Origin of the sequence: Caulobacter sp. FWC26, assembly GCF_002742645.2 — a bacterium.
Taxonomy (GTDB): Bacteria; Pseudomonadota; Alphaproteobacteria; order Caulobacterales; family Caulobacteraceae; genus Caulobacter.
The window spans coordinates 1,661,194-1,684,360 of the sequence record NZ_CP033875.1 but is presented as its reverse complement, the minus strand read 5'-3'; the positions used below and the strand labels follow the sequence as shown (position 1 = coordinate 1,684,360).

Genomic DNA, 23,167 nt, shown 5'->3' with positions numbered 1-23,167 from the left:
TTGGAAGATGAGACGTTGGGTCGCATAAAACCATGGTCTCATCTAATGTTAACGCCTGCTATGTTAGCCATGCCCAACCTGTACCGCCGCTGGGGAGGCGAACGTGACTGATAAGACCACCGCCGAGGTGATCCAAGTGCCGAACATGCTCAAGCTCAAGGTGGGCGGGCGCGGCGGGATCGACATGGCCGCGATCGCCAAGGCGGAGGCCGCGCTGAAGAGCCTGTCTGGCAATTTCGCCCAATGGCTTAACGACGAAATCGTCAAGCTTGAGGCCGCCCGGCAGGCTGTGAAGACTGAGGGGCTGACCGCGCAGACGGTCGAAACGCTCTATCTTCGCGCCCACGACCTGAAAGGTCTTGGCGCCACCTACGAATTCCCCCTGGTCACCCGCCTCGCCGCCTCGCTCTGCAAGCTGATCGACGACCCGGACACCCGGCTGAAAGCGCCGATGTTCCTGGTCGACGCCCATATCGACGCGATCAAGGCCTGCGTGCGCGACGACATCAAGCTCGACACCCACCCGGTCGGCAAGGCTCTCAGCACCGAGCTCGAGGCGCGCGTGGTTGAGTATCTCGGCTCCGCCGGCTGACTACATTAGTCCAAACAGGCTCTTGAGGTACGGATTTAGCATCCGCGCCTCGGGGTCGAGCTCTTGGCGGACCTCCAGGAAGTCTTTCCAGCGCGGATAAAGCGCCTCCAATTGCCCGGCCCGCAGCGTATGGAGCTTGCCCCAGTGCGGGCGACCTTCGTAGCGGCGGAAGATGGGCTCGATCAGCTGATACAGGAAGCTGAAGTCGTCGCGGTAGTAGGCGTGGACCGCCACCGAACCCCGCGGGCCGCCGCTGAACGGTGACAACCAGGCGTCATCGGCCGCGATACGCCGCACCTCGATCGGGAAGAAGACATCCGGGCGTTCGGTTTCGATGACCCGGACCACCTCGTCCAGCGCCTTGAGCTGGTTCTCGACGGGCAGGTGGAACTCCATCTCGTTGAAGCGCACTGGACGTTCAGTCGATAGCAGCTTCCAGCCCTCGTCTACGGCGGTCTCGGGCTTGGCCGAGGACAACAGCGCCTTGGCGGCCGCCTTACGCAGTGGCGTGGCGAACCCCAAGAGGTTCCGAAGCCCGCGCAGGGCCTGCAGGAACTCGACATCCTGGTCGGGTCCGCGCGCCTCGGCCGGATCGTCGGTCTCGTCGTGGCTGATGTTCACCGCCAGCCCCGTGAACGGAACGGCATAGAGCTCGAAGTTCCGGTGCTGGGCCCAGCGGCTGTCCGCCTGGGCCATAGCCTCCTCGAAGGGCTCCAGCCAGACGCGGCGGCGCAGCCGGCGATTGGCGCTGGTCCGCATCCGCACCTGGCTTATCACCCCCAGCGCGCCCAGCGAGACGCGAGCGGCCTGGAAGACCTCCGGGTTCATGGCGGCGTCGGCGTCGATGATCTTGCCCGAGGGCGTAACCAACCGCAGCCCCGTGACGTCGCCGTGCATGGCTGGAAGCTTGATGCCGGTGCCGTGCGTCGCCGTCCCCAGCGCGCCACCCAGCGACTGCTTGTTGATGTCCGGCAGGTTGGGCAACGCTCGGCCCTTCTCGGCCAGCAGCGGCCCCAGCGCGCCCAGGCGCGTACCGGTACGAACGATCGCCTCGTCGCCCTCCCAGCCAACGATACCCGACATGGAGTCCAGCGAGACGAGCGTTCCGTCGGTCGGCGCCAGGGCGGTGAACGAATGCCCGGCCCCCACCGGGCGGATCGGCGCTTGGGCGACCTTTAGCGCCGTGGCCAACTCGCCCTCGTCCTTGGGCGCCAGTCGCGCGGCGGGATAGGCGTTCTGCACGCCCGACCAGTTGCGCCAGAGCAGCTTGCCCTGCGCGTTGACCGAAGCGGGCGCGGGCGGCTCTGGCTTATCGCCGGTAGCGACTCCGTAAGCGACCGCTGCGCCGCCAGCGACCACCGCCACGCCTGTGCCGCCCGCGATCAAGGCTCCGCGCCGCGAGATCATGCCGCCTCCCCGAGTGTTTAGGTCGCGGAGTCGTCTCGCCCCGCCATGAACCGTATCAGGGCCTTGAAATCGTCCGGCGTGCAAGTCGCGCATTGACCGGTGGCCGGCATGGCGTTGAAGCCCTGGATCGTGTGGTCCAGCAGAACCGCCTCACCCTGCTTCCAGCGCGGATCCCACGCGGCGCGGTCATGCACCATGGGCGCCCCGCTCTCGGGCATGGCGTGACAGGCGTGGCACGAGGTCTCGTACAGGCCCGCGAGTCGCGTGTCGGCCGGCCGCAGCGCCAGGGCTTGCTCGGGCGTGGGCGGCGGAGGGGCCTTGGACCCGCAGGCCGAAAGCGCCAGGGCCGCGGTGATCAGCACCAAAGCCGCGCGCATCAGGCGATACCCGACAGACGTTTAGCCGCCGTCAGCGTGTTGGCCAGCAAGCAAGCAATCGTCATCGGCCCCACGCCCCCGGGCACGGGCGTGATGGCGCCGGCGACATCCTTGACCTCATCGAACGCGACATCGCCGACAAGACGGGTCTTGCCGGCGGCGGCGGCTTCCGGATCGCGGGCTGGGAAGCGCGAGATGCCGACGTCGATGACCACAGCGCCCGGCTTGACCCAGTCGGCCTTGACCATCTCGGCGCGGCCGACGGCGGCCACGACGATGTCGGCCTGGCGCACGATCGAGGGCAGGTCCTGGCTGCGCGAGTGGGCGATCGTGACGGTGCAGTCGGCGGCCAGCAGCATCTGGGCCATCGGCTTGCCCATCAGGTTCGAGCGGCCGATCACCACGGCGTTCTTGCCCTTCAGGTCGCCGACCGTGTCCTTCAGCAGCATCATGCAGCCCAGCGGCGTACAGGGCGTCAGGGCCGGCAAGCCGCTGGCGAGCCGCCCGGCGTTCGTCACGGTCAGGCCGTCGACGTCCTTGTCCGGCGAGAGCGCGGCCACGACGTCCATCTGATTGATGTGCGGCGGCACCGGGAACTGTACGAGCACCCCATGGATCTTGGGATCGGCGTTCAGCTTGGCCACGACAGCCAGCAGTTCGTCCTGCGTGGTGGTCTCCGGCAGGCGGTGGGTCTCGGAGTACATGCCCGCAGCGGTCGTCTGCTCGCCCTTGTTGCGGACATAGACCTGACTGGCCGGATCCTCGCCAACCAGCACCACCGCCAAGCCGGGGGTGATCCCGTGCTCAGCCTTCAGGGCGGCGACCTCCTCGGCGATCTTGGCCCTCAGATCGGCCGCGAAGGCCTTGCCGTCGATGAGTTTCGCCTGCGCCATGGGGGTTCTCCTGCGTTGCCCGTCCCTAGCCTCTGGGCGCGAGACTCGCAACGCCACCGCCAAGCGATTGCGCCCCATTGCCCAGACGAACGCCTCTCGCTAAGGAAGACCCCCGTTCGGCCTCGCGCCGATCAGCCGGCTTAGCACAGCGGTAGTGCAGCGGTTTTGTAAACCGAAGGTCGGGGGTTCGATCCCCTCAGCCGGCACCATTTCCCTCGTCCGAGGTCTCGCGCGATGGTCGCCACGCTTTTCATCGACGCCGACGCCTGCCCCGTGAAGGACGAGTGCTACAAGGTCGCCGCCCGTCACGGCTTCAAGACCTTCGTGGTGTCCAACAGCTGGATCCGCGTGCCCCAGACGCCGGTGATCGAGCAGGTGGTGGTCGAGGCTGGCCCCGACGTGGCCGACGACTGGATCGCCGAGCGCTGCGGCCCAGGCGATGTGGTGGTCACCAATGACATTCCTCTCGCCGACCGCGTACTGAAGGCCGGCGGGGCGGCCGTGGCCCCGAACGGACGCGTGTTCAGTCCCGACACGATCGGCTCGGCCCTCGCCTCGCGCTCGATCGGCGAGCACCTGCGCTCCATGGGCGAGGTCACCAAGGGCCCGGCCGCTTTCGCCAATGCTGACCGCTCGCGATTCCTGCAGGCGCTGGACCAGCTTATGGTCAAGGCCAAGCGCGCGACGCCCCGGTGATCGCATGCCCGCGATGATCGAGATAACGTCCTGGCTGCGGATCGACGAGGACGACCTCATCTGGAAGGCTGCGCGCGCCTCTGGACCCGGCGGCCAGCACGTCAACAAGACCTCGACCGCCATCGAGCTGCGCTTCGACGTCCGCAACTCGCCCTATCTGCCCGACGACGTTAAGGCGCGGCTGGAGACCCTGGCCGGCAGCCGCCTGACCCAGGACGGGGTGCTGGTGCTGTTCGCGCAGGGCTCGCGCTCGCAGGAGATGAACCGGCAGGACGCCCTGGACCGGCTAATCGACCTGATCCGCCGCGCAACCGAAAAACCCAAGCCCCGCAAGGCGACCAAGCCCACCTACTCCAGCAAGCTCAAGCGGCTGGAGGGAAAATCAAAGCGGTCGACGGTGAAGTCCGGTCGCGGGCGGGTGAAGCTCGACGATTAGAGCGTGACGCCGAAAGCGGGAGCCGATTTCGGCACGAGGCACGCTCTAAGTATTTGATCTAGAGCCTCGTTATCGCGTCAAAACGTTCCCGTTTTGACGCGCGAGGCTCTAAGGCGTGACCTCAAGCCGTCTCCGGCGGTGCGGGCGCGCTGAAGGCGATGACGTCGTGCTTCCAGTCAGGCTCGACGATCAGGCCGCCCAGCATCTTCTGCAGGTATCGGGTCATGGCGGCTTGCTCCTCGGTGGTCAGCTGGGCGCAGACCGCCTGGTTCAGAGGCCGGATTTCTCCCCGGATGCGTTCAAGCAAGGCTCGGCCCGCGTCGGTCAGCTTGATGACCACGATCCGGCGGTCACGCGCCGAGGCTTCTCGCGCCACAAGGCCGTCGGCGATCAGGCTGTCGATCGAGCGGGTCAGGGTGGTGCGGTCTGTGGCCGCCAGCTTGGCCAGCCGAGTCATCGACAGGTCCCCGAAGCGCCGCAGCGAAATCATCGCCACCCATTTGGCGAAGGACAGCCCATGCTTGGCCAGAAGATCGGCCGCGACCGCGCGGCGGTGCTGTTCGGTCTGGTAGAGCAGGTAGCTCAGATAGCTGGACAACGGCAGCGCATGCTCAGGCCCGGCCTCTACGCGCTCTTCCCCCTCGCCCATCTTTATGTCCGCCCCGCAAAACGGCGCTTTGTGTGTCACAAGGTTAACGCCCATGCAATCGTCGGCGCCGCAGGGAAACAAAAAACCCCGCGAAAGGCTTCGCGGGGTCGTGGCGTTCAACTCTCTCGCCCTGAGCTCAGGCCGCCGCGGCGCGGTTGCGGCTGAGGCCGCGGCTAAGCCAGTCGTCGGGATAGGTCTCCCGCACCGTGATCGACTTGAACTGGGTGACCGGGATTTCGGCGTGATCGCCGGGATTGAGGTCCCGCGACACCGAGTGGCCGGCGAACTCCTCGATAATGGTGATCACTTGGCTGCTGCCGGCGGCGTTCTCGATCAGGACCATGTTCATCGGAAGACTCATCGATGTCGAGGGAAAGGGATAGGGAGACGATCAGGCGGCGTTCAGACCAGGCGGGACTGCACGCGCTTTTCCTTCACACCCTTCAGGGCCCAGGCCTCGACGGCCTGGGTGGACCCCAGACGGCGGAAGGCGCCCTGGCTGTGCTGCTCGCAGTACGAACCCCGCGCGCTCGTCTTGGGACGGCCGCAGAAACCGAAGTCGTCGTTCTCGGGGTGGCCGATCGGCCACCGGCACGAATGGGCGCCGAGGCCCAGAATACCGGAGGTCGGCAGCAGGTCTTCCTCGACGCGCTCGAAGCGCGGCGCGATACGTTGCGGAACGCTCTCACGAGACGGGCGCTGACGGACGGCAATTCGCGAAGGCGCTCGAGCTGTCGACACCCGCTGGCGGACGGGGGTTTCGCGGACGGTGATGCCCAGGCGGTGCACCTTTCCGATCACCGCGCTACGGCTGACGCCGCCCAATTGGCGGGCCACCTGGCTCGCGCTCAGTCCCTCCAGCCACAGCTTCTTCAGGGTCGCCGTGCGTTCTTCGCTCCAGTCCATGATCTTGCTTCCAGCCCTGCCCGGAGCCAGCCCGCTCCGTGAGGAAAGGGGTAAGATTTATGGTTAACGACCGTCAAACGGTTATGTGCAGACCCACGTTTTGCAAGCTCACTTTTCGTCATGAGAATCACGGGGATACCAGCAATTGTCGCATCCTGGCCGTAACCCCCACGCTTAAGGACCATCACTGCGTGACAAGGCGCCGGACCAGATTTTATAAGGGTTTGGAATGCGTCGCGGCGTCGCAGAACCTGCGGCGAAACGTCAGTCGAGGATCACAATGCGCTCGTTGAAACTGGCCGCCGTCGCGGCTCTTTGCGTAGCCGTTTCCGCATGCTCGAAGGACGGAGGAAGCTCCAGCGAAGCTCCCGCCGATGCGCCGGCGGCCGCGCCCACCCCGGCCTCCGCTCCGGCGCCGACCGACGCAGAGAAGGCCGCCGCGCTCGCCGCCCTCCCCGCCCCCTACAACACGGGCGACCTGTCGAACGGTCAGAGCAAGTTCGCGCTCTGCCGGTCTTGCCATACGATCGCTCAAGGCGGCCCCGATCTCACGGGTCCGAACCTGTACGGCGTGTTCGGCCGCAAGGCCGGGACCAAGGAAGGCTACAGCTACTCCGACGCCGTGAAGGCTGCGGGCTTCGTCTGGGACGCTCAGCAACTCGACAAGTGGCTGGCGGATCCCCGAGGCTTCATGCCCGGCACCAAGATGACGTTCGCCGGCATCAAGAACGAGAAGGACCGGATCGACCTGATCGCCTATCTGAAGGTGGAAACGGGCTACCAGCCGCCAGCAAACTAGGCGTGCGGCGTTATTACACGCTCCTCGACGACCGGTTCTGGCGCATGGAAGAGTCGTACACGGAGAACATGGTTCGACGCTGATGACGCCCGACGAGGACCGGATCGCGCGGCTCTACGAAGCCTTCAACGCCCGCGACTTCGATCGCTGCTTTGCCATGATGACGCCGGATGTCTCATGGCCGGACGAGCTGGAGAACGGGCGGCTCGAGGGAATTGGGTCCGTGAAAACCTATTTTTCGAGCCTGACCGCGCCTTTGCGCGCGCACTATGAGCCCATCAGCCTGTTCACGCCGGCTCCGCATCGGGTGGACGTGCTCTCACGCCAAGTCATAACCAGCGCCGCCGATGGCACCGTCTGGTCAAGCACACGGGCGCGCCACAGTTATACCTTGCGGGATGGCTTGGTTTCGCGGATGGACAGCGAACAAGCCTATGCGGAGCCAACCTTCGCCGGCGTCGAACGAATGCTGACCCGCCTCATTGACGCGATCAACACCCGCGATGCCGAGGCCGCCGTCGCTTGTTATGCGCCGGACGCGCGCTTCACCGACATGTTGGAAGGCGGTGAAATCGTCGGCGCCAAGGCCATTGGAGCCTACCATCGGCGTCTCTTCGAGACTGTCGACACCACGCTATCCCTGCTCGACTACCGTCTTGAGAGCGATGATCGCATCAGGGCGCGAATGCTGGCAGAGACCAGGGGTCCGGATGGCGGACTTTGGCAGGATGGCCCCGTCGTCGTCTGGTACCGCGTCTATGCTGGACGGATCACTGCGCAGGACGTCGACGACAGCGGGGAGTCGCCGCCATGACCGCGTTACGGACAGTGCTCGAAGACGCCTTCGCCGTGTTCAACGCACACGACGCAGAGGGCTTGCGCCGCTTCATCCATCCTGACGCCACGTGGCCCAACACCTTAGAAACCGGGGAGATCCTGGTCGGCAAGGCGGCGGTCATGGGCCATTTCGCCCGCGTCTTCGCGACGATCCGACCGAACATTCAACTGATCGAGGTCACAGAAGAAACACCCGACGCCCTGACCGTCGAGGCGCAGTACGCTGTTGAAACCGAGCAGGGCCAGATCTGGTCAGACACTCGCGCACGGCTGACCTATCACTTCCGCGACGAGTTGCTGTCGGGGATGACGATCCTGAGCGGGTTCTAAGCCAGGAGATCCGCGCAGGCGTCCAGCACGGCGTCGGCGTCCAGTCGATACGTGGCGTAAAGATCCGGCAGATCGCCCGACTGGCCGAACGCCTCCAGGCCTAAAGCCCGCACACGCTGGCCGCGCACCGAGCCCAGCCAGGACAAGGCCAGCGGCGCGCCGTCCGTCAGCGTCACCAACCCCGCATCGCGCGCCAGCGGCGCTAACAGCGCCTCAATCGCCGACGTCCGGGTCTCCTGCCCTGTCCATCGGGCGCGACCGGCGGCGGTCCAGCCCCGGTGCAGCATGTCCGCCGAGGTCACCGCCAGAAGGCCGGCCTCAGGCATGTCCTCGGCCAGCGCCTCGAACGCGGCGAGCGCCTCGGGCGCCAGGGCCCCGCTATAGACAATCGCCAATCGCGCGCCCGGCGCAGGAGCCTTGAGCCAATAGCCGCCATCGATCACGCCCTGTCGCCAGGCCTCGCCCGTCCGCTCGGGCTGAGCCAGAACCCGCGTTGACAGCCGCAGATAGGTTGAGGCCCCGTCCTCGGCCTGTATGCGATCGAACGCGTGCGCCATCAGCACTGCGGTTTCGTCGGCGAAGGCGGGCTCGTAGGTGTCGAGGCCCGGCTGGGCCATGCCGATCACCGGCGCATTGATCGACTGGTGCGCCCCACCTTCCGGCGCCAGGGTCAGACCGGACGGCGTCGCCACCAGCAGGAACCGGGCGTCTTGGTAGCAAGCGTAGTTTAGCGCATCGAGACCGCGGGCAATGAACGGATCGTAGAGCGTGCCCACCGGGAACAGCCGCTCGCCGAACAGCGGCGCCGTCAGGCCCAGCGCTGCCAGGGCGATGAACAGGTTGTTCTCGGCGATGCCAAGCTCCACGTGCTGTCCGGTCTCGGCCTTGGACCACACCTGGGCGGACGGAATCCGCCGCCGCTTGAAGACGTCATCGTGGGCGCGCCGCTGGAACACGCCGCGTCGGTTTACGAAACCGCCGAGGTTGGTCGAGACCGTCACGTCCGGCGAAGTCGTGACCACCCGGCCGGCGAACTCGTCCTTTCGGGCCGCGATCTCGAACATCACCTTGCCGAACGCGGCTTGGGTCGATTGCTCGCCCCCGCCCGCCACCGCCGCCAGCAGTTCGTCCGCCGTTGGCGTGGAGATCGACGGCGCGCGGTGATTGCGCTGGACCTCGGCGGCGAACGGAGCCCGCGCGATAAGGCCTTTGATCGCAGTCCGCTCGGCCGCCGAAAGGCCCGAAAGCGGGTCCCATTCCTCGCCCTCGACCACGCCGAGGCGCTCGCGCAACTCGGCGATCTGGGCCGGGGTCATCAGGCCGGCGTGATTGTCCTTATGCCCCTGGAAGGGCAGCCGCAGGCCCTTGACGGTGTAGGCGATGAAGAAGCGAGGACGGTCGTCCTGACCGGCCTTCTCGAAGGCCTCCAGCAGGGTTTCCAGGCAGTGCCCGCCCAGCTCGGTCATCAGCTCGGCGAGATCGACGTCCTTGTAGGCCGCGATCAGGGCCAGGGCCTCGGGATTGTCGGCGAGGTCAGCGCTGAGCCGCTCGCGCCACGCCGCGCCGCCCTGATAGGTCAGGGCCGAGAAGAGATCGTTGGGCGCCGTCTCGATCCAGGCCTGCAGCCGGTCCCCACCCGGCTTGGCGAAGGCCTCCCGCTGGCGCTTGGACCACTTCAGCGTCTCGACCGACCACCCGGCCGCCTCGAAGATCTCGCCATAGCGCGTGAACATTCGGTCCTGGGTGGTCGCGTCCAGGCTCTGGCGATTGTAGTCGACGATCCACCAAGTGTTACGAATGTCGTGCTTGCAGGCCTCGATCAGGGCTTCATAGATATTGCCCTCGTCCAGTTCTGCGTCGCCCAGCAGCGAGATCATTCGCCCCATCTTCTCGGGCTTCACCGAGCCGCGCGCGGCCAGATAGTCCTGGGTCAGCGAGGCAAAGGCGGTCATGGCCACGCCCAGGCCCACCGAACCGGTCGAGAAGTCGACATCGTCGACGTCCTTGGTGCGCGACGGGTAGGACTGCGCGCCGCCAAGGGCCCGGAAGCGCTTGAGATTGTCGAGGTTCTGGCGTCCGAAAAGGTGCTGGATCGCGTGGAAGACAGGACTGGCGTGCGGCTTGACGGCGACCCGGTCCTGCGGGCGCAAGGCCTTCATGTAGAGCGCCGTCATGATCGTGGTCAGCGAGGCGCTGGACGCCTGGTGACCACCGACCTTCAGGCCGTCGCGACTTTCCCGGAGGTGGTTGGCGTTGTGGATGGTCCACGCCGCCAACCAGAGAATCCGTTCCTCGAGACGCCGAAGCAGCGCGATTTCCTGCCGCTTGGCCGTCAGAGCGCCGTCAGCCATGCTTCCTCACCCGGTTTATGCGGGTGAGGTTTGCCCCTCACCCGACTTTTCCTGGGCTTCATACGCTTCGATCTGGCGCGCCGTCCACTCCGGCGACTTCGTGAAGCGCGCCAGCAGGTCGTAGAACACCGGAACGATGAACAGCGTCAGCAGCGTGGCGAAGATCGCGCCGGTGAAGATCACCGCCCCGATCGTCTGGCGGCTGCCCGCCCCCGCGCCCGCCCACAGCATCAGCGGCAGGGCGCCCATCGCGGCCGAGACCGAGGTCATGATGATAGGACGCAGGCGCAGGGCCGCCGCCTCGATCACCGCCTCGCGGACGGTCAGGCCCTCGTCGCGGAGCTGATTGGCGAACTCGACGATCAGGATGCCGTTCTTGGTCGCGATACCGATCAGGATAATCAGGCCGATCTGGCTGTAGGTGTTGATGGTCGAGCCCATGACCAAGAGGCCGAACAGCCCGCCCAGCGCCGCCAGCGGCACGGTCAGCATGATGACCGCCGGGTGGATCCAGCTCTCGAACTGCGCGGCCAACACCAGGAACACCAGTAGCAGGGCCAGGCCGAAGGCGATGGCGATACCGCCCGAGCCTTCCAGATAGTCCTTGGCCTGGCCGCCCCACTTGATGCTGACGCCGGGCACCGGACGCTGCGCCGCCTGATCCTTGAAGAACGCCACCGCATCCTCAACCGTATAGCCTGGGTTGAGCTGCGTGGTCAGGGTCACGGAGCGCAGGCGATCCACGCGCGGACGGTCCGGCGTATCCCCGCGCAACTGGGTGGTCACCACCGTCGAGAGGGGCACGATCCCACCCGCGCTGGTGCGGACGTTCAGTCGATTGAGGTCCTCGATGCTCCGGCGCTGATCCAGGTTGGTCTGCAGAATGACATCGTATTCCTGACCGTTCTTGATGTAGGTCGTCGCGCGACGCGAACCGAACATGGTCTCCAGCGCGCGGCCGACCGATTGGGCCGAAACGCCGAGCGTGGCGGCCTTGTCGAGGTCGATCTGCACCAGAAGGCGCGGCGCGGTGGGCTCGTAGTCGAGGCGCGGACGGGCGAAGCCAGGATTATCCTGCGCTGCGGCCAGGATCGGCTTCAGCCATTCGGCCAGTTGCACGTAGTCGTTGCCGACAGCGATCAGGTCGACATTGGTGCCGCCGCCACCGCCGCCGCCGCCACCCCGCTGGAAGGGACCGCGAACGCTGGCCACGGCGCGGACGCTGGTGAACTTGGCCAGCTCCTTGTTGAGCTCCGCCGCGACTTCATCGGCGGTTTTGTCACGCTCGCCCCAGGGCTTCAGCGCGACGACGCCGTTGGCGCTGTTGAACGAGTTCCCGCCGAAGCGGGGGATGGTCATGATGGTGCGCTCGGACACGCCATCCTGGCGGTACTTGTCGATAACCTTCTCGATCTTGAGGCCGATCGCCGACGTATAGTCGTAGCCGGCGCCTTCGGCGGCCGAAATCGAGACGTCCACACGTCCCCGGTCTTCGGCCGGCACCAGTTCTTTGGGCAGGCTGACGAACAGCAAGGCCGCGAAACCGGCGAGCAGCACCACGAGCACGCCTGAGATCGCCGCCGACCATCCGCCCAGGATCTGCTCCAGCGAGGCGCGGTAAGAGGCGCTCAGCGCGCCCATGGCCTTGTTGACGCGCCGGGCCAGCCAGCCCTCGCCGTGCGCGGGTCGCAGCAACTTCGAGGCCATCATCGGGGACAGTGACAACGCCAGCAGCGCCGAGAAGGCCACGGCGGCGGCGATGGCCACGGCCAGTTCGACGAACAGGCGACCGATATAGCCCGGCAGGAACATCAGCGGCGCAAACACCGACACCAACACGATGGTGGTGGCGACGACGGCGAAGAACACCTGACGCGTCCCCCGTTCGGCGGCCACCAGAGGCGGCTCGCCCTCGTCCACGCGGCGCTGGATGTTCTCGACCACCACGATGGCGTCGTCGACCACCAGACCCACCGCCAGCACCAGGGCCAGCAGGGTCAGAAGGTTCAGCGAGAAGCCGAGCGGCGCCAGAATGATGAAGGTCGACAGGATGCAGATCGGCGCGACGATCGACGGGATTAGCGCCGAACGCCAACTGCCCAGGAACAGCAGGTTGACCAGCACAACCAGCCCGATCGACAGACCCATCGTGATCCACACCTCGTGGATCGCCTCGGCGGTGAACACCGAGTTGTCGACGGCGACCACCATCTTGGTGCCCGGCGGCAGGGTCTGGTTGATCGCCCCGACCTCGGCGCGGACGGCCTTGGAGATGGCCACGTCGTTGGCCTGCGACTGACGGGTCAGGCCGATGCCGACCTGGTCGACGCCATTGCCACGGAACAGGCGACGACGCTCGTCCGGACCCTCTTCGATCCGCGCGACGTCGCCCAAGCGCAGCACGTAGCCGGAGCCATTGGCGGCGCGCAGCGGCAGTCGCGCGAAATCCTCGGGCTTGGCGTAGTTGCGCGCCACGCGGATGGTGAAGTCCTTGGAGGCGCTTTCCAGCGAACCGGCGGGCAGCTCCAGGTTCTGGGCGTTGAGCGCGCTCTCGACATCGTCCACCGTGACGCCGCGCGCGGCCATCTCGTTAGCGTCGAGCCAGATGCGCATCGCATAGATCTTGGCGCCGAACAGGTTGGCCTGGGCCACGCCGTCGATGGTCGACATCCGCTCGACCAGATAGCGGTCGGCGTAGTCGGCCAGCTGTAGCGGGTTCAGCGTGGTCGAGGTCAGGTTCAGGATGATGATCGGCGCGGCGTCGGCGTTGGCCTTGGCGATCTGCGGCGGATCGGCTTGATCCGGCAGGTTGCTGGTCACGCGGCTGACGGCGTCGCGCACGTCGTTGGCGGCGGCGTCGAGGTCACGATCCAGGTTGAACGTGATGCTGATGTTGGAGCGACCGTCACGCGATGAGCTGTTGACGCGGTCGATCCCCTGGATGCCCGCGACCTGGCGCTCGATCACCTGGGTGATGCGCTCTTCGATGACTTCGGCCGAGGCGCCGCGATAGCTGGTCGAGACCGACACCACGGGCGGATCGACGCTGGGCAGCTCGCGGATCGGCAGCGACGTGAACGCCGCCAAGCCGATGACGCAGAGAATGATCGCCGCGACGGCGGCGAATACGGGACGACGAACGGAAAGATCGGACAGCATCAGCCGGCCTTGCGGTCAGCGCCGCCCTTGCCGTCCGGCTTCTGCCCGCCAGGCTTGCCCCCGCCGATGGCGGCGCCGTCCTGGATGCGGTTAAGGCCGTCGGCGACGATCTTGTCGCCCTTCTTCAGGCCCGATCGGATTTCGACGAAGCCGCCCTCGGTGATGCCCGTGTCGACATCGGTGCGGCGCGCAATCATGCCCTTGGGGCCCTTGGCGACGACATAGACCGAGGCTTGCTCGCCCTCGAACTGCACGGCGGCCTCCGGCACGGCGACGCCGGTGCGCACGCCCTGGTCGATCGCCACCTTGACCAGCATCCCAGGCTTCAGGCGGCCATTCGTATTGGGAAACTCGGCGCGGGCCTTGATGGCGCGGGTGGTCGTATCGATGCGGGTGTCCAGCTGGGCGATGCGCCCCTGGAAGGTCTCGCCCGGCAGCGCGTCCGGCTTGGCGCTGATCGGCAGGCCGATCCGCAGGGTTTCGAGATAGCGATCCGGCACCGAGAAATCGACGCGGATGACTGAGGTGTCGTCCAGGGTGACGATCGCCGTGCCGGGGCTGATCAGCATGCCTGGCGCCACATCCGAAATGCCGACCCGTCCCGCGAACGGCGCGCGGATGACGCGGTCGAGCTTGTTGGCCTGGGCGGATTCGACCGCCGCCTTGGAGGTCTCGTACGCGGCCAGATACTGCTCGGCAGTGGCGCGCGGCGCGATGCCCTTGTCCGCCAGGGTCTTCCAGCGCTTGTAGTCGCGCTCGGCTTGCGCCAGACGCGCCCGCGCCTCGGCGATCCCGGCGTCTTCGGCTTCGGCCTTCAGTTCGACCAGCACCTGCCCCCGCGAGACGGCCTGGCCGTCCGTGAAGCGCACGGCGGTGATCAGTTCGGCCGTGTTGGAGGTGATCGTCACCGATTGGCGCCCCTTGGCGGCGCCCAGAACCTCGATGCGGTCCGTGAACGAGCGCTCGCCGACCACCATCTGCGACACGCTGGTCGCCCGACCACCGCCGCCCGCCTTCGTTTCCTTGTTGGCGAACGCCAGCTTGAAGCCGCCTACGCCGACCATGAGAACGACAGCCGCCAGGGCCACCACGAGGAAGAAGTGCCTACGGATCAAGGAAACGCTCCGGGCGCCGAGTAAGCTCGGCAGGATGACAAACGCGGCGAGATATGACCGCAGCCTAAACCGGCGTCCAGTGACACCAGGATGACCATCTGTTTCAGACCTGAAACACGCTAAAGGTTACGCCATATCGCCAGCACAACGCCTCGATCCCGGGCGGTCTCCCGTCCAGCCATCGTGTCTCGCCAACCGACCTGCGCGCTCCAATCTCCGAACGCGCGGACGACCGAGATTTCGCTCTTCAGCCAGCCGGTATCGACGCCAAGCCGATGCGCCCGTCCGGCATAGGTCTGGGCCAGGACCAACACCCTCCGCGTCGGCCGAAAGCCGAGGGTTGTGTCAACGCGCGTTTCGTCCGCCAACCCTTCCCGGCGGAGCCGCGCGACCTGGATGTCGATGTAGACCGATCGACCTCGCCAGGTCGCGGCGCGGCCATAAAGCGCCCGCGCTTCCAGATCCAGGCTTCCCTGTCCGGGCGCCGCGTAGCCCGCATTACGCCCCACCCCGCCCTCGGCCGCGCCAAGATAGAGCGAGAGCACCGAGCGATCGTCGCGCCGCGCCGTCCAGCGAAGGCCCAGTTCCAAGGGTCCGCGCCCAGAATAGCTCACCCAACGGTCATGTCCGCGCGTCACCCCCGCCTTGGCCTGCAAGGTCAGGCTTCGGCTCAAGCCATGCTCGACGAGCAGCGAAAGCGACTCGTCGCGTCGTCCGTCAATGTCGACAAGCACCCCGTCCGGATCGAAGCCCTGATCGGCGCTCTGAGGCTCGTACTTGCCGATGACCTGGGTCTTGCCGGGGGCGACCGGCCAGGGGCCGGCCTTCGCGACGCTGGCGACCAGGCACGAAAAAGCCGCCGCGATGACGAGCATCGCGACGGCTTTCAGGGTGTGCGGAAAAGCCCTTAGTCCGCGTAGCCCGGCGACTCGCGGTCCAGCTTGCGCAAGCAACCGGGCCAGGCCAGGCCGCCGATCATGCCCATGCCCATGCCCGTTTGCTTGCGGACCTCGTCCTGCGCGGCGTCGGGCGCCAGCAGCACGTTGTCCCTTCCGATCGAAAGCGCCATCACCTGCTGCGCGCATGCTCGCTCCAGGAAGAACATTCCCAACCAGCATTCTGCTGCGGTCGCGCCCACCGACAGGGTGCCGTGGTTGCGCAACATCATCAGCTTCTTCTGGCCGAGGTCGGCCACGATACGTTCGCGCTCCTCAAGGTTGAGCGCAATGCCTTCATAATCGTGATACGCGAGTTGAGGCAAGACGATTAGCGCATGTTGAGTCAGCGGCAGCAGTCCGTCCTTGTGCGCCGAGACCGCCACGCCCTGATCGCTGTGCAGGTGCATCACATAGTGAGCGTCCTCACGCGCGGCGTGGACGGCCGAGTGGATCGTGAAGCCCGCCGGATTGATATAGTAAGGCGTCTTGTCGATCACGTTGCCCTCAAGATCGACCTTCACCAGGCTCGAGGCGGTGATCTCGCCGAAGAACATCCCGTAGGGGTTGATCAGGAAGTGATGCTCAGGCCCTGGGATGCGGGCCGAGATGTGGGTGAAGATCATGTCGTCCCAGCCATGCAGGGCCACGAGACGATAGAGGGCGGCGAGATCGACCCGCGCTTGCCACTCCGCTTCGCTGACCTTGCCCTTGAGGGACGTGATGGGCAGAGCACCGTCGGCCATGGGGGCCTCCCGTAGGTTATCATTGTTGAGTTAAGCGTCGCGCCGAGCCCCCGGATCGTCAAGCGGAACCTCATCCTCGACAAGCAGACACCGGCTTGCCAGCGACGCCGCGCCGTCGGACGGTCCCCCACGGAATGAGGGGGAGTCGCGGGGAATGCTGACCCTATTGGGCGTGGCGGTGATCGTGCTGGGCTTCGCCCTACGCTTCAATCCGCTGCTGGTGGTCGTCGTAGCGGCCATGACCTCAGGTTTGGCCGCAGGCCTGACACCGGTCGAGGTGCTGGCCGCCTTCGGCAAGGCCTTCAACACCAACCGTTATGTCAGCGTCGCCTGGCTGGTCCTGCCGGCCATCGGCGTTCTGGAGCGCGCTGGACTGCGAGAGCAGGCGCGTCGGACGATCCAGGGCCTGCGCGCGGCGACGGCCGGTCGTATTCTCCTGGCCTATCTGGCTCTGCGCCAGGTCGCCGCCGCCCTGGGCCTGACCCAGGTGGCCGGCCAAGCCCAGACCGTGCGCCCACTGCTCGCGCCCATGGCCGAGGCCGCCGCCGAGCCGCTGTCCGACGACCAGCGGCAGAAGGTCCGGGCGATGAGCGCGGCCACCGACAACATCGGTCTGTTCTTCGGCGAGGACATCTTTCTGGCCATTGGCTCGATCCTGCTGATTGTCGGCTTCCTCGACCAGAGCGGCATCACCGTCGAACCGCTGGCGCTGTCGGTCTGGGCGATCCCGACCGCCATCGCCGCCTTCCTGATCCATGGCGCGCGACTGTTGATGTTCGATCGTCGCCTGACGCCCAAGGCGGAGGACGCCGCATGATCGGCCTCCCGCTCGTCTATCTGCTCGCGGGCCTGATGTTCGCGGCGTTCAGCGTCCTCAGCGCCGTGGACCGCGAGAACCCGAAGCGGTTCGGCAACGCCGCCTTCTGGGGTCTTTTCGCGCTAAGCTTCCTGGCCGGCGACCACCTCGGCGACCTTGGCAACGGCGTGCTCGTTCTTTGCCTGGCGCTAATCGCCGGGACGGGCCAGCTCGGTGTCGGAGCGCCAAAGACCACCAGCCCCGAAGAGCGGGAGAGCCTGGCCGCCACTCACGGCGTGAAGCTCTACGCGCCCGCGCTGGTCATCCCGGTGCTGGTCCTCGCCGGCTCCTTGACCTTCAAGCACCTTACCGTTCAAGGAGCGCACCTTGTCGATCCCAAGCAGGCGACGCTGATCGCGCTGGCCTTGGCGGCCCTGGTCGCGGCGGTGCTGTCGCAGATCATGTTCAAGCAGCCAGCTATCGCGCCCGTGCAGGAGGGCCGCCGGCTGATGGATCTCGTCGGCTGGGCCGCCCTTCTCCCGCAGATGCTGGCGGCGCTGGGCGCGGTCTTCGCGTTGGCGGGCGTGGGCAAGACGATCGGCGAGATCGCGGTGATGATCACCCCGGTCGACAGCCGCTTCGCGGCCGTCACCGCCTACTGCCTGGGCATGGCGATTTTCACGATCATGATGGGTAATGCTTTCGCCGCGTTTCCGGTAATGACCGGCGGCATCGCCCTTCCCCTGGTGATCGGCCGCTTCGGAGGTGACCCGGCCGTGGTTTGCGCCATCGGCATGTTGTCAGGCTTCTGCGGCACCCTGCTGACCCCGCTGGCCGCGAACTTCAACCTTGTGCCCGCCGCGCTGCTGCAGTTGAAAGACCGCTACGCCGTTATCCGCGCCCAGGCGCCCACGGCCGTCCTGATGCTGATCGTCAACGTGATCCTGATGAACGCCCTGGCCTTCCACCCATGAGCCTCGCCCGCTCCACCGCCTCGCGCTTCGCCAAGATCGCGCTTGGGCACCTGACTCGCGAGTACCCGAACAAGCTGGATCACGTGATGGCGGGGCCGGAGGACGTTCGCTCGCCGCGCGATCTACACCCGATCTTCTACGGCAGCTTCGACTGGCATTCCTGCGTCCACGGCTACTGGCTGCTGGCCACGGTGCTGCGCCTTCGCCCCGAAATGCCCGAAGCGCCCAGTATCATCGCCCTGTTCGACGACGCCTTTACCGAAGAGAAGGTCGCCGACGAAGTCGCCTATCTGGCGCGGCCGGAAAGTCGCGGATTCGAGCGCCCTTACGGCTGGGCTTGGAGCCTCATGCTGCAGGCCGAACTGCTGCGGCATGATCGTCCCTGGGCGCGGACTCACGCCCCCTTGGCCAGCGCGTTCAAGCAGAGGTTCGAGAGCTTCCTGCCCATCGCCGACTACCCCGTCCGGGTCGGCACGCACTACAACACCGCCTTCGCGCTCGTCCTGGCCTGTGAATTCGCGGTGATGACCGACGATCAGGCGTTCTTTGATCTGCTGCAGAACCGCGCGCTGGTCTGGTACGGGCAGGACGCTGACTGCCAAGGCTGGGAGCCTTCCGGCGACGACTTTCTGTCGCCCGCCCTGATCGAGGCCGAGGCCATGCGACGCTTGTTGCCGCGCGAGCGCTTTGATCTCTGGTTCCCCCGCTTCTTGCCCAGATTGGGGGACAAGGAGCCCGCGACGCTGTTCACGCCGGCGCGCGTCGCCGATCGGACAGACGGCAAGATCGCGCATCTGGACGGCTTGAACCTCTCGCGCGCCTGGTGCTGGCGACTGCTAGCCGGCGCAATGTCGGAGCACGATCCCGCTCAGGCCCACGCCGTCAACGCTGCGATGACCCATCTGGCCGCAGCCGTGCCGCACATCGCCGGCGACTATATGGGCGAGCACTGGCTGGCGACCTTCGCGCTCCTTGCCTTGGAAAACGGCTAGGCGCTCGCGAAGGCGGGCAAGGTTAATAGCTTTACAATCTTTGACATTGGAAACGGGCCTGCGCGCGTTAAGGACGTTTTGCGTCCATCCTCAAGGGCGTGGTTTCCAGTTCAGGAGCTCGTCGTCATGTCCGACGCCGCGCGTTGCGAGCGTATCGAAATCGTCCATGTCGCCGAAGGTTGGATCGTCACCGAAGGCGGCCGTCTGGCGGGGCATTTCGAAACCGTAGAGACCGCCTACAATCAGGCTCTCACCATCTGTGGCAACTTGTTCGATCGCGGCGTCCGCTCGCGGGTCTACGAACTGCCGCGCGCCGCCTAAGGGCGGATTCGCCGGAGCCGCACATGGCCCAGAGTACGCGTGACTATTTGCGGACGGAGTTCCGCGTCTTCCTGATGATCAGCGTCGGCGGCTTCGTGGTCGGACTGGCCCTCGGCTTTCTCCTCATGAGGGCCAGTTAGCCTCGTCGTGGACCGCAGCCTCAGTCGCCGCGGTCGCCCTTCATCAGCCGCGCCTTGTCGCGCTGCCAGTCGCGCTCGGCGGCGGTGTCGCGCTTGTCGTGCAGCTTCTTGCCCTTGGCGAGGCCGACCTCAAGCTTGGCCAGACCCTTGTCGTTCCAGTACAGCTTGATCGGAACCAAGGTGCGTCCCTCGCGCTGAACGGCGCCGATCAGCTTGTCGATCTGGCGACGATGCAGCAGCAGCTTCCGGTGGCGACGCGGCTCGTGGTTGAAGCGATTGGCATGGCCGTAGGGGGGGATATCGGCGTTGATCAGCACGATCTCGCGCCCCTCCACCGACGCGTAGGACTCGGCGATATTCGCGCGACCGGTCCGCAGGCTTTTCACCTCGGTGCCGGTGAGCATGATGCCCGCCTCGAACGTGTCCTCGATAAAGTAATCGAAGCGCGCCCGCCGATTTTCAGCGATCGGCTTGGACATCAGCGCAGACCGGCCTCACGCATGGCCTCCAGGATCGCGGGACGCACAGCCTCAGCGCAAGGCGTGATCGGCAGGCGAACATCTTCCGTGCAGAGGCCGAGCTGGGCCATGGCGAACTTGGTCGGCGCCGGCGAGGAGTCGAGGAAAAGCGCCTTGTGCAGACGCACCAGGCGATCCTGCCAATAGAGGCCCTTTTCCCATTCGCCTTGCATGCAGGCGTTCATGAAGGCCGAACAGGCGTCCGGCGCGACATTGGCGGTGACCGAAATCACGCCGTGGCCGCCGTGCGCCATGTAGCCCAGGGCCGTCGGATCATCACCCGACAGCATCACCCATTCGGGGCCGCACATCAGGCGCTGGAAGCTGATGCGGGTCAGGTCGCCGGTAGCGTCCTTGATCCCGACGATGTTGGGCAGCTTGGCGAGGCGCGCCAGCGTGTCGTTGTTGATATCCACGCCCGTGCGGCCGGGCACGTTGTAGACGAAGATCGGCAGTTCCACGGCGTCGTTGATCGCCTTGTAGTGCTGGTACATGCCCTCCTGGCTGGGGCGATTGTAGTACGGCGTCACGACCAGGCAGGCGTCCGCACCCACGGCCTTGGCGTGCCGCGCCAGCTCGATCGCTTCGTCGGTCGAGTTGCTGCCCGCGCCCGCGATCACCGGCACGCGACCAGCCGTCGTCTTCACGCAAAGTTCGACAACCCGGCGGTGCTCTTCATGCGACAGGGTCGAGGTCTCACCCGTGGTGCCGACCGGCACTAGGCCATGCACGCCACCGGCGATCTGTCGCTCGACAAGAGCGACGAAAGCTTTTTCGTCCACCTCACCGTCCCGGAACGGCGTGACGAGGGCCGGAATGACGCCCTTGAAGTGAGACTGGACCATGACTTGCAAATTGCCGTGAGCATGAGGCCGCATGTGTTGCAGCGGGACGATGGAGGCGGACAATATGTCCCTGCCCCGCCGTCCCGCAACCGGCTCTCGGTACGGATCAAAGGGGCAGGTGCGATTTGATGGGCCAGGCCTTCCGGGTCAAGCCCGCGACCGGACTTTAGAAACCTATTGAGGCCTGAATCGTCGCATAGGGTGGCGACGAAATCGGGTAAAAGGTCCGCAAGGACCGCAAGGAGAGCGTTTTGGTTTCAGGAATGCGTCGGATTCTGCTCGGCGGAGCTTGTATCGTGACGGTGGTCGGGGCCGCAGACGCCCAAACCACGGCCTCCTACGCCTCCGCGCAAGCCGCGCCCAGCCTGATCACCACGCCCCCCACAGCGGTCTCGACCGCGCTCAGCGACACCGACTCGGCCAATCTCCAGACCGCGCTCGCGGCCGCCAAGCGCGGTGACCTGTCGGGCGCGCGCATGGCCATGGACAGCCTGCAGGATCCGATCGCCAAGAAGATCGCCCAATGGCAGCTGGTCGACAGCAACGCTGAAGCGCTTAGCTTCTTCGAGCTGGACGCCGCGCGACGCGATCTGTCCGGTTGGCCGCGCGGCGCCCGCCGCGACGCCGCGGCGGAGAAGGCGCTTTCGACCTCCGGCCTCGATCCAGCGCGGATCATCGCCTGGTTCGGCGGCGCCCAGCCTGCCACCGCCGAGGGCGCCATGGCGCTGGCCAGCGCCTATCAGGCTACGGGCCAGCAGCAGGCGGCCGTCGACCTGATCCGCCGTACCTTCCGCGACAAGGTGTTTGAGGCCGACGCCCAGCGCAGCATGATCGCCCGCTTCGGCGCGATGCTGACGCCGGACGACTACGTCCGCCGCGCCGATATCCTGCTCTACGGCCAGCAAGGGCCGGGGGCGCGCGAGATGGTCGCCATGCTGTCAGACACCCAGCAGGCTGCTGCGCGCGTGCGCATGGCCTATCGCGCCAACTCCGCCGCCGCCAACGACCTCTACAATAACCTGACGCCCGACCTGCAGGCCTCACCCGGCGTCGTCTTCGAGCGCGCGGCCTATCTGCGCCGCAAGGGCATGGACACCCTGGCCCTGCCGATGGTGGTCAACTTCCCCGCCCCGCCGACCGAGGAAGCGTCGACCACGATCTGGAAGGAACGCAAGCAACTGATCGTCGCCGCCCTGAAGGCGGGCGACAGCCGGGGCGCCTACGCAGCGGCCGAGAACACCCAAGCCCTTGCGCCCGCCGACATCGCCGAGTCCGAATTCTACGCCGGCTGGATCGCCTTGACTCGGTTGCGAAACCCCGACGCGGCGGCCGCGCATTTCGCCCAGATCGCCGCCGTCGGCGCCTCGCCGATCACCCGGGGCCGAGCCCTCTATTGGCAAGGCCGCGCGGCCGAGGCGCAAGGCGATCTGATCGCCGCCAAGGCCTTCTACTCGGAGGGTGCGCGCTACATCACGACCTTCTACGGCCAACTCGCCGCCGAGAAGGCGGGGCTGCAGGAAATTCGTCTCGAACGCGATCCGGTCATCACCCAGGCAGACCGCGCGCGCTTCTATGGCCGCGAACAGGTCCGCGCGGCGCGTATGTTGGCCGATATCGGGGCGCGTGATCTCTTCCGCAGTCTGGTGCTCTATATCGACGACACCCTTCCCAACGCCGAGGAGACGGCCCTGCTTGTCGATATGGCGCGCGGCTATGGCGACCAGGACCTGGCGATGCGCGCGGTACGCACCGCCGCCCAGCGCGGCTTCATCCTGGCCGAGCGCGGCTATCCGCTTCTGGACCATCATTTCACGCCCGGACCCGGCGCGGCCGAGACGGCTTTCGTCTATTCGATCTCGCGCCAGGAGAGCAATTTCGACCCGGCCGCCCGCTCGGGCGTCGGCGCGCGCGGCATGATGCAGTTGATGCCGGCTACGGCGTCGCTCGTCGCGCGCAAACTGGGCGAGCCTCACTCGATCGATCGCCTCGGCGACGCCTCCTACAACATGCGCCTGGGCTCGGTGTATCTGGGTGACATGATCAACACCTTCAGCGGCTCCTACATCATGGCCGCCGCCGCCTATAACGCCGGCCCGGGACGCCCGGCGCAGTGGGCGGGGCTTTGCGGTGACCCGCGTGGCGCGTCCACCGATCCTCTGGACTTCATCGAGTGCATTCCGTTCTCCGAAACCCGCAACTACGTGATGCGGACGCTGGAGACGACGATGGTCTATCGGGCGCGCCTCAACGGCGGCGTCGCGCCGCTGACGTTGTCCTCGGACCTCAAGCGGGGCGGCTATGTCTACACGCCGTCCGTGGCCACGGCCGACACGGGCGGCGCCCAGCCCTGATC

The 23,167-nt window shown here is 66.4% G+C and carries 24 protein-coding genes and 1 tRNA gene; 12 read left to right on the top strand and 13 right to left on the bottom strand.

Going from position 1 to position 23,167, the window contains the following annotated elements; genetic code table 11:
* Positions 1-103: 103 nt before the first annotated feature.
* Positions 104-592, top strand: a complete 489-nt coding sequence (locus tag CSW63_RS09395; protein ID WP_062094081.1) for a hypothetical protein — start codon at positions 104-106, stop codon at positions 590-592.
* On the opposite strand, the gene CSW63_RS09390 is transcribed toward CSW63_RS09395, so the two are convergent.
* The 3 genes from CSW63_RS09390 to folD are packed head-to-tail and all read right to left on the bottom strand — an operon-like array spanning position 593 to position 3,269.
* Positions 593-1,999 carry a D-arabinono-1,4-lactone oxidase gene (locus CSW63_RS09390; protein WP_062094080.1) on the bottom strand — a complete coding sequence of 469 codons (1,407 nt, stop codon included), beginning with the start codon at positions 1,997-1,999 and terminating at the stop codon, positions 593-595.
* 17 nt (positions 2,000-2,016) lie between these two features.
* Positions 2,017-2,376, bottom strand: coding sequence for a cytochrome c5 family protein (locus tag CSW63_RS09385; protein ID WP_062094079.1), 360 nt, complete (start codon positions 2,374-2,376; stop codon positions 2,017-2,019).
* Positions 2,376-3,269 carry a bifunctional methylenetetrahydrofolate dehydrogenase/methenyltetrahydrofolate cyclohydrolase FolD gene (gene folD / locus CSW63_RS09380; protein ID WP_062094078.1) on the bottom strand — a complete coding sequence of 298 codons (894 nt, stop codon included), beginning with the start codon at positions 3,267-3,269 and terminating at the stop codon, positions 2,376-2,378. The genes CSW63_RS09385 and folD overlap by 1 nt, the downstream gene beginning before the upstream one ends.
* Positions 3,270-3,403: 134 nt before the next feature.
* Here folD and CSW63_RS09375 point away from each other — a divergent pair.
* From CSW63_RS09375 to arfB, 3 genes are all read left to right on the top strand, one after another.
* Positions 3,404-3,478: transfer RNA gene (locus CSW63_RS09375), tRNA-Thr, on the top strand.
* A 25-nt stretch (positions 3,479-3,503) separates the two neighbouring features.
* Positions 3,504-3,965 carry a YaiI/YqxD family protein gene (locus CSW63_RS09370; RefSeq protein WP_062094077.1) on the top strand — a complete coding sequence of 154 codons (462 nt, stop codon included), beginning with the start codon at positions 3,504-3,506 and terminating at the stop codon, positions 3,963-3,965.
* Positions 3,966-3,969: 4 nt separating this feature from the next.
* A complete protein-coding gene (arfB, locus tag CSW63_RS09365; RefSeq protein WP_062094076.1) occupies positions 3,970-4,401 on the top strand; it encodes an alternative ribosome rescue aminoacyl-tRNA hydrolase ArfB in 432 nt (143 codons plus the stop codon).
* Between the two features lie 121 nt (positions 4,402-4,522).
* Here arfB and CSW63_RS09360 read toward each other — a convergent pair whose 3' ends face one another.
* The 3 genes from CSW63_RS09360 to CSW63_RS09350 all read right to left on the bottom strand — a co-directional run bounded on the left by CSW63_RS09360 (position 4,523) and on the right by CSW63_RS09350 (position 5,956).
* On the bottom strand, positions 4,523-5,050 hold the full coding sequence (locus tag CSW63_RS09360) for a MarR family transcriptional regulator (protein WP_062094075.1): 528 nt from the start codon (positions 5,048-5,050) through the stop codon (positions 4,523-4,525).
* Positions 5,051-5,186: 136 nt separating this feature from the next.
* Positions 5,187-5,399: a hypothetical protein gene (locus tag CSW63_RS09355; RefSeq protein ID WP_062094074.1), complete on the bottom strand. Its 213-nt coding sequence runs from the start codon at positions 5,397-5,399 to the stop codon at positions 5,187-5,189.
* 53 nt (positions 5,400-5,452) lie between these two features.
* Positions 5,453-5,956, bottom strand: a complete 504-nt coding sequence (locus CSW63_RS09350) for a GcrA family cell cycle regulator (RefSeq protein WP_062094073.1) — start codon at positions 5,954-5,956, stop codon at positions 5,453-5,455.
* 280 nt (positions 5,957-6,236) lie between these two features.
* Here CSW63_RS09350 and CSW63_RS09345 point away from each other — a divergent pair, with 280 nt between their 5' ends.
* From CSW63_RS09345 to CSW63_RS09335, 3 genes are all read left to right on the top strand, one after another.
* Entirely contained in the window at positions 6,237-6,755 is a 519-nt protein-coding gene (locus CSW63_RS09345; RefSeq protein WP_062094072.1) for a cytochrome c family protein, read from the top strand.
* A gap of 82 nt (positions 6,756-6,837) precedes the next feature.
* Positions 6,838-7,569, top strand: a complete 732-nt coding sequence (locus CSW63_RS09340; protein WP_062094071.1) for a nuclear transport factor 2 family protein — start codon at positions 6,838-6,840, stop codon at positions 7,567-7,569.
* Positions 7,566-7,922, top strand: coding sequence for a nuclear transport factor 2 family protein (locus tag CSW63_RS09335; protein ID WP_062094070.1), 357 nt, complete (start codon positions 7,566-7,568; stop codon positions 7,920-7,922). The genes CSW63_RS09340 and CSW63_RS09335 overlap by 4 nt, the downstream gene beginning before the upstream one ends.
* Here CSW63_RS09335 and CSW63_RS09330 read toward each other — a convergent pair.
* From CSW63_RS09330 to CSW63_RS09310, 5 genes are all read right to left on the bottom strand, one after another.
* Positions 7,919-10,273 (bottom strand): transketolase, encoded by a 2,355-nt coding sequence (locus CSW63_RS09330; protein WP_062094069.1) that lies wholly within the window; start codon positions 10,271-10,273, stop codon positions 7,919-7,921. The two genes, CSW63_RS09335 and CSW63_RS09330, sit on opposite strands and share 4 nt — an antisense overlap.
* Before the next feature lie 15 nt (positions 10,274-10,288).
* Positions 10,289-13,432 carry an efflux RND transporter permease subunit gene (locus CSW63_RS09325; protein WP_062094068.1) on the bottom strand — a complete coding sequence of 1,048 codons (3,144 nt, stop codon included), beginning with the start codon at positions 13,430-13,432 and terminating at the stop codon, positions 10,289-10,291.
* Positions 13,432-14,547, bottom strand: coding sequence for an efflux RND transporter periplasmic adaptor subunit (locus CSW63_RS09320; RefSeq protein ID WP_062094067.1), 1,116 nt, complete (start codon positions 14,545-14,547; stop codon positions 13,432-13,434). The genes CSW63_RS09325 and CSW63_RS09320 overlap by 1 nt, the downstream gene beginning before the upstream one ends.
* Before the next feature lie 119 nt (positions 14,548-14,666).
* Positions 14,667-15,422, bottom strand: a complete 756-nt coding sequence (locus tag CSW63_RS09315) for a hypothetical protein (RefSeq protein ID WP_062094066.1) — start codon at positions 15,420-15,422, stop codon at positions 14,667-14,669.
* 32 nt (positions 15,423-15,454) lie between these two features.
* Positions 15,455-16,228: a class II aldolase/adducin family protein gene (locus tag CSW63_RS09310; RefSeq protein WP_062094065.1), complete on the bottom strand. Its 774-nt coding sequence runs from the start codon at positions 16,226-16,228 to the stop codon at positions 15,455-15,457.
* A 154-nt stretch (positions 16,229-16,382) separates the two neighbouring features.
* On the opposite strand from CSW63_RS09310, the gene CSW63_RS09305 reads away from it, so the two are divergent.
* From CSW63_RS09305 to CSW63_RS09290, 4 genes are all read left to right on the top strand, one after another.
* A complete protein-coding gene (locus CSW63_RS09305) occupies positions 16,383-17,045 on the top strand; it encodes a DUF969 domain-containing protein (RefSeq protein WP_062094064.1) in 663 nt (220 codons plus the stop codon).
* On the top strand, positions 17,042-17,998 hold the full coding sequence (locus CSW63_RS09300) for a DUF979 domain-containing protein (protein WP_062094063.1): 957 nt from the start codon (positions 17,042-17,044) through the stop codon (positions 17,996-17,998). Before CSW63_RS09305 ends, CSW63_RS09300 begins: the two co-directional genes overlap by 4 nt.
* Complete coding sequence (locus CSW63_RS09295) at positions 17,995-18,990, top strand: DUF2891 domain-containing protein (RefSeq protein ID WP_062094062.1); 996 nt, start codon at positions 17,995-17,997, stop codon at positions 18,988-18,990. Before CSW63_RS09300 ends, CSW63_RS09295 begins: the two co-directional genes overlap by 4 nt.
* 126 nt (positions 18,991-19,116) lie before the next feature.
* Complete coding sequence (locus CSW63_RS09290; RefSeq protein ID WP_062094061.1) at positions 19,117-19,311, top strand: hypothetical protein; 195 nt, start codon at positions 19,117-19,119, stop codon at positions 19,309-19,311.
* A gap of 160 nt (positions 19,312-19,471) precedes the next feature.
* Here CSW63_RS09290 and smpB read toward each other — a convergent pair whose 3' ends face one another.
* Both smpB and dapA read right to left on the bottom strand, forming a co-directional pair.
* Positions 19,472-19,930, bottom strand: a complete 459-nt coding sequence (gene smpB / locus CSW63_RS09285; RefSeq protein WP_062094060.1) for an SsrA-binding protein SmpB — start codon at positions 19,928-19,930, stop codon at positions 19,472-19,474.
* The gene (dapA, locus tag CSW63_RS09280; protein WP_062094059.1) at positions 19,930-20,814 is read right to left on the bottom strand and encodes a 4-hydroxy-tetrahydrodipicolinate synthase; all 885 of its coding nucleotides are present in this window, start codon (positions 20,812-20,814) and stop codon (positions 19,930-19,932) included. Before dapA ends, smpB begins: the two co-directional genes overlap by 1 nt.
* Positions 20,815-21,065: 251 nt before the next feature.
* Here dapA and CSW63_RS09275 point away from each other — a divergent pair, with 251 nt between their 5' ends.
* On the top strand, positions 21,066-23,165 hold the full coding sequence (locus CSW63_RS09275) for a lytic transglycosylase domain-containing protein (protein ID WP_168193633.1): 2,100 nt from the start codon (positions 21,066-21,068) through the stop codon (positions 23,163-23,165).
* Positions 23,166-23,167 lie beyond the last annotated feature (2 nt).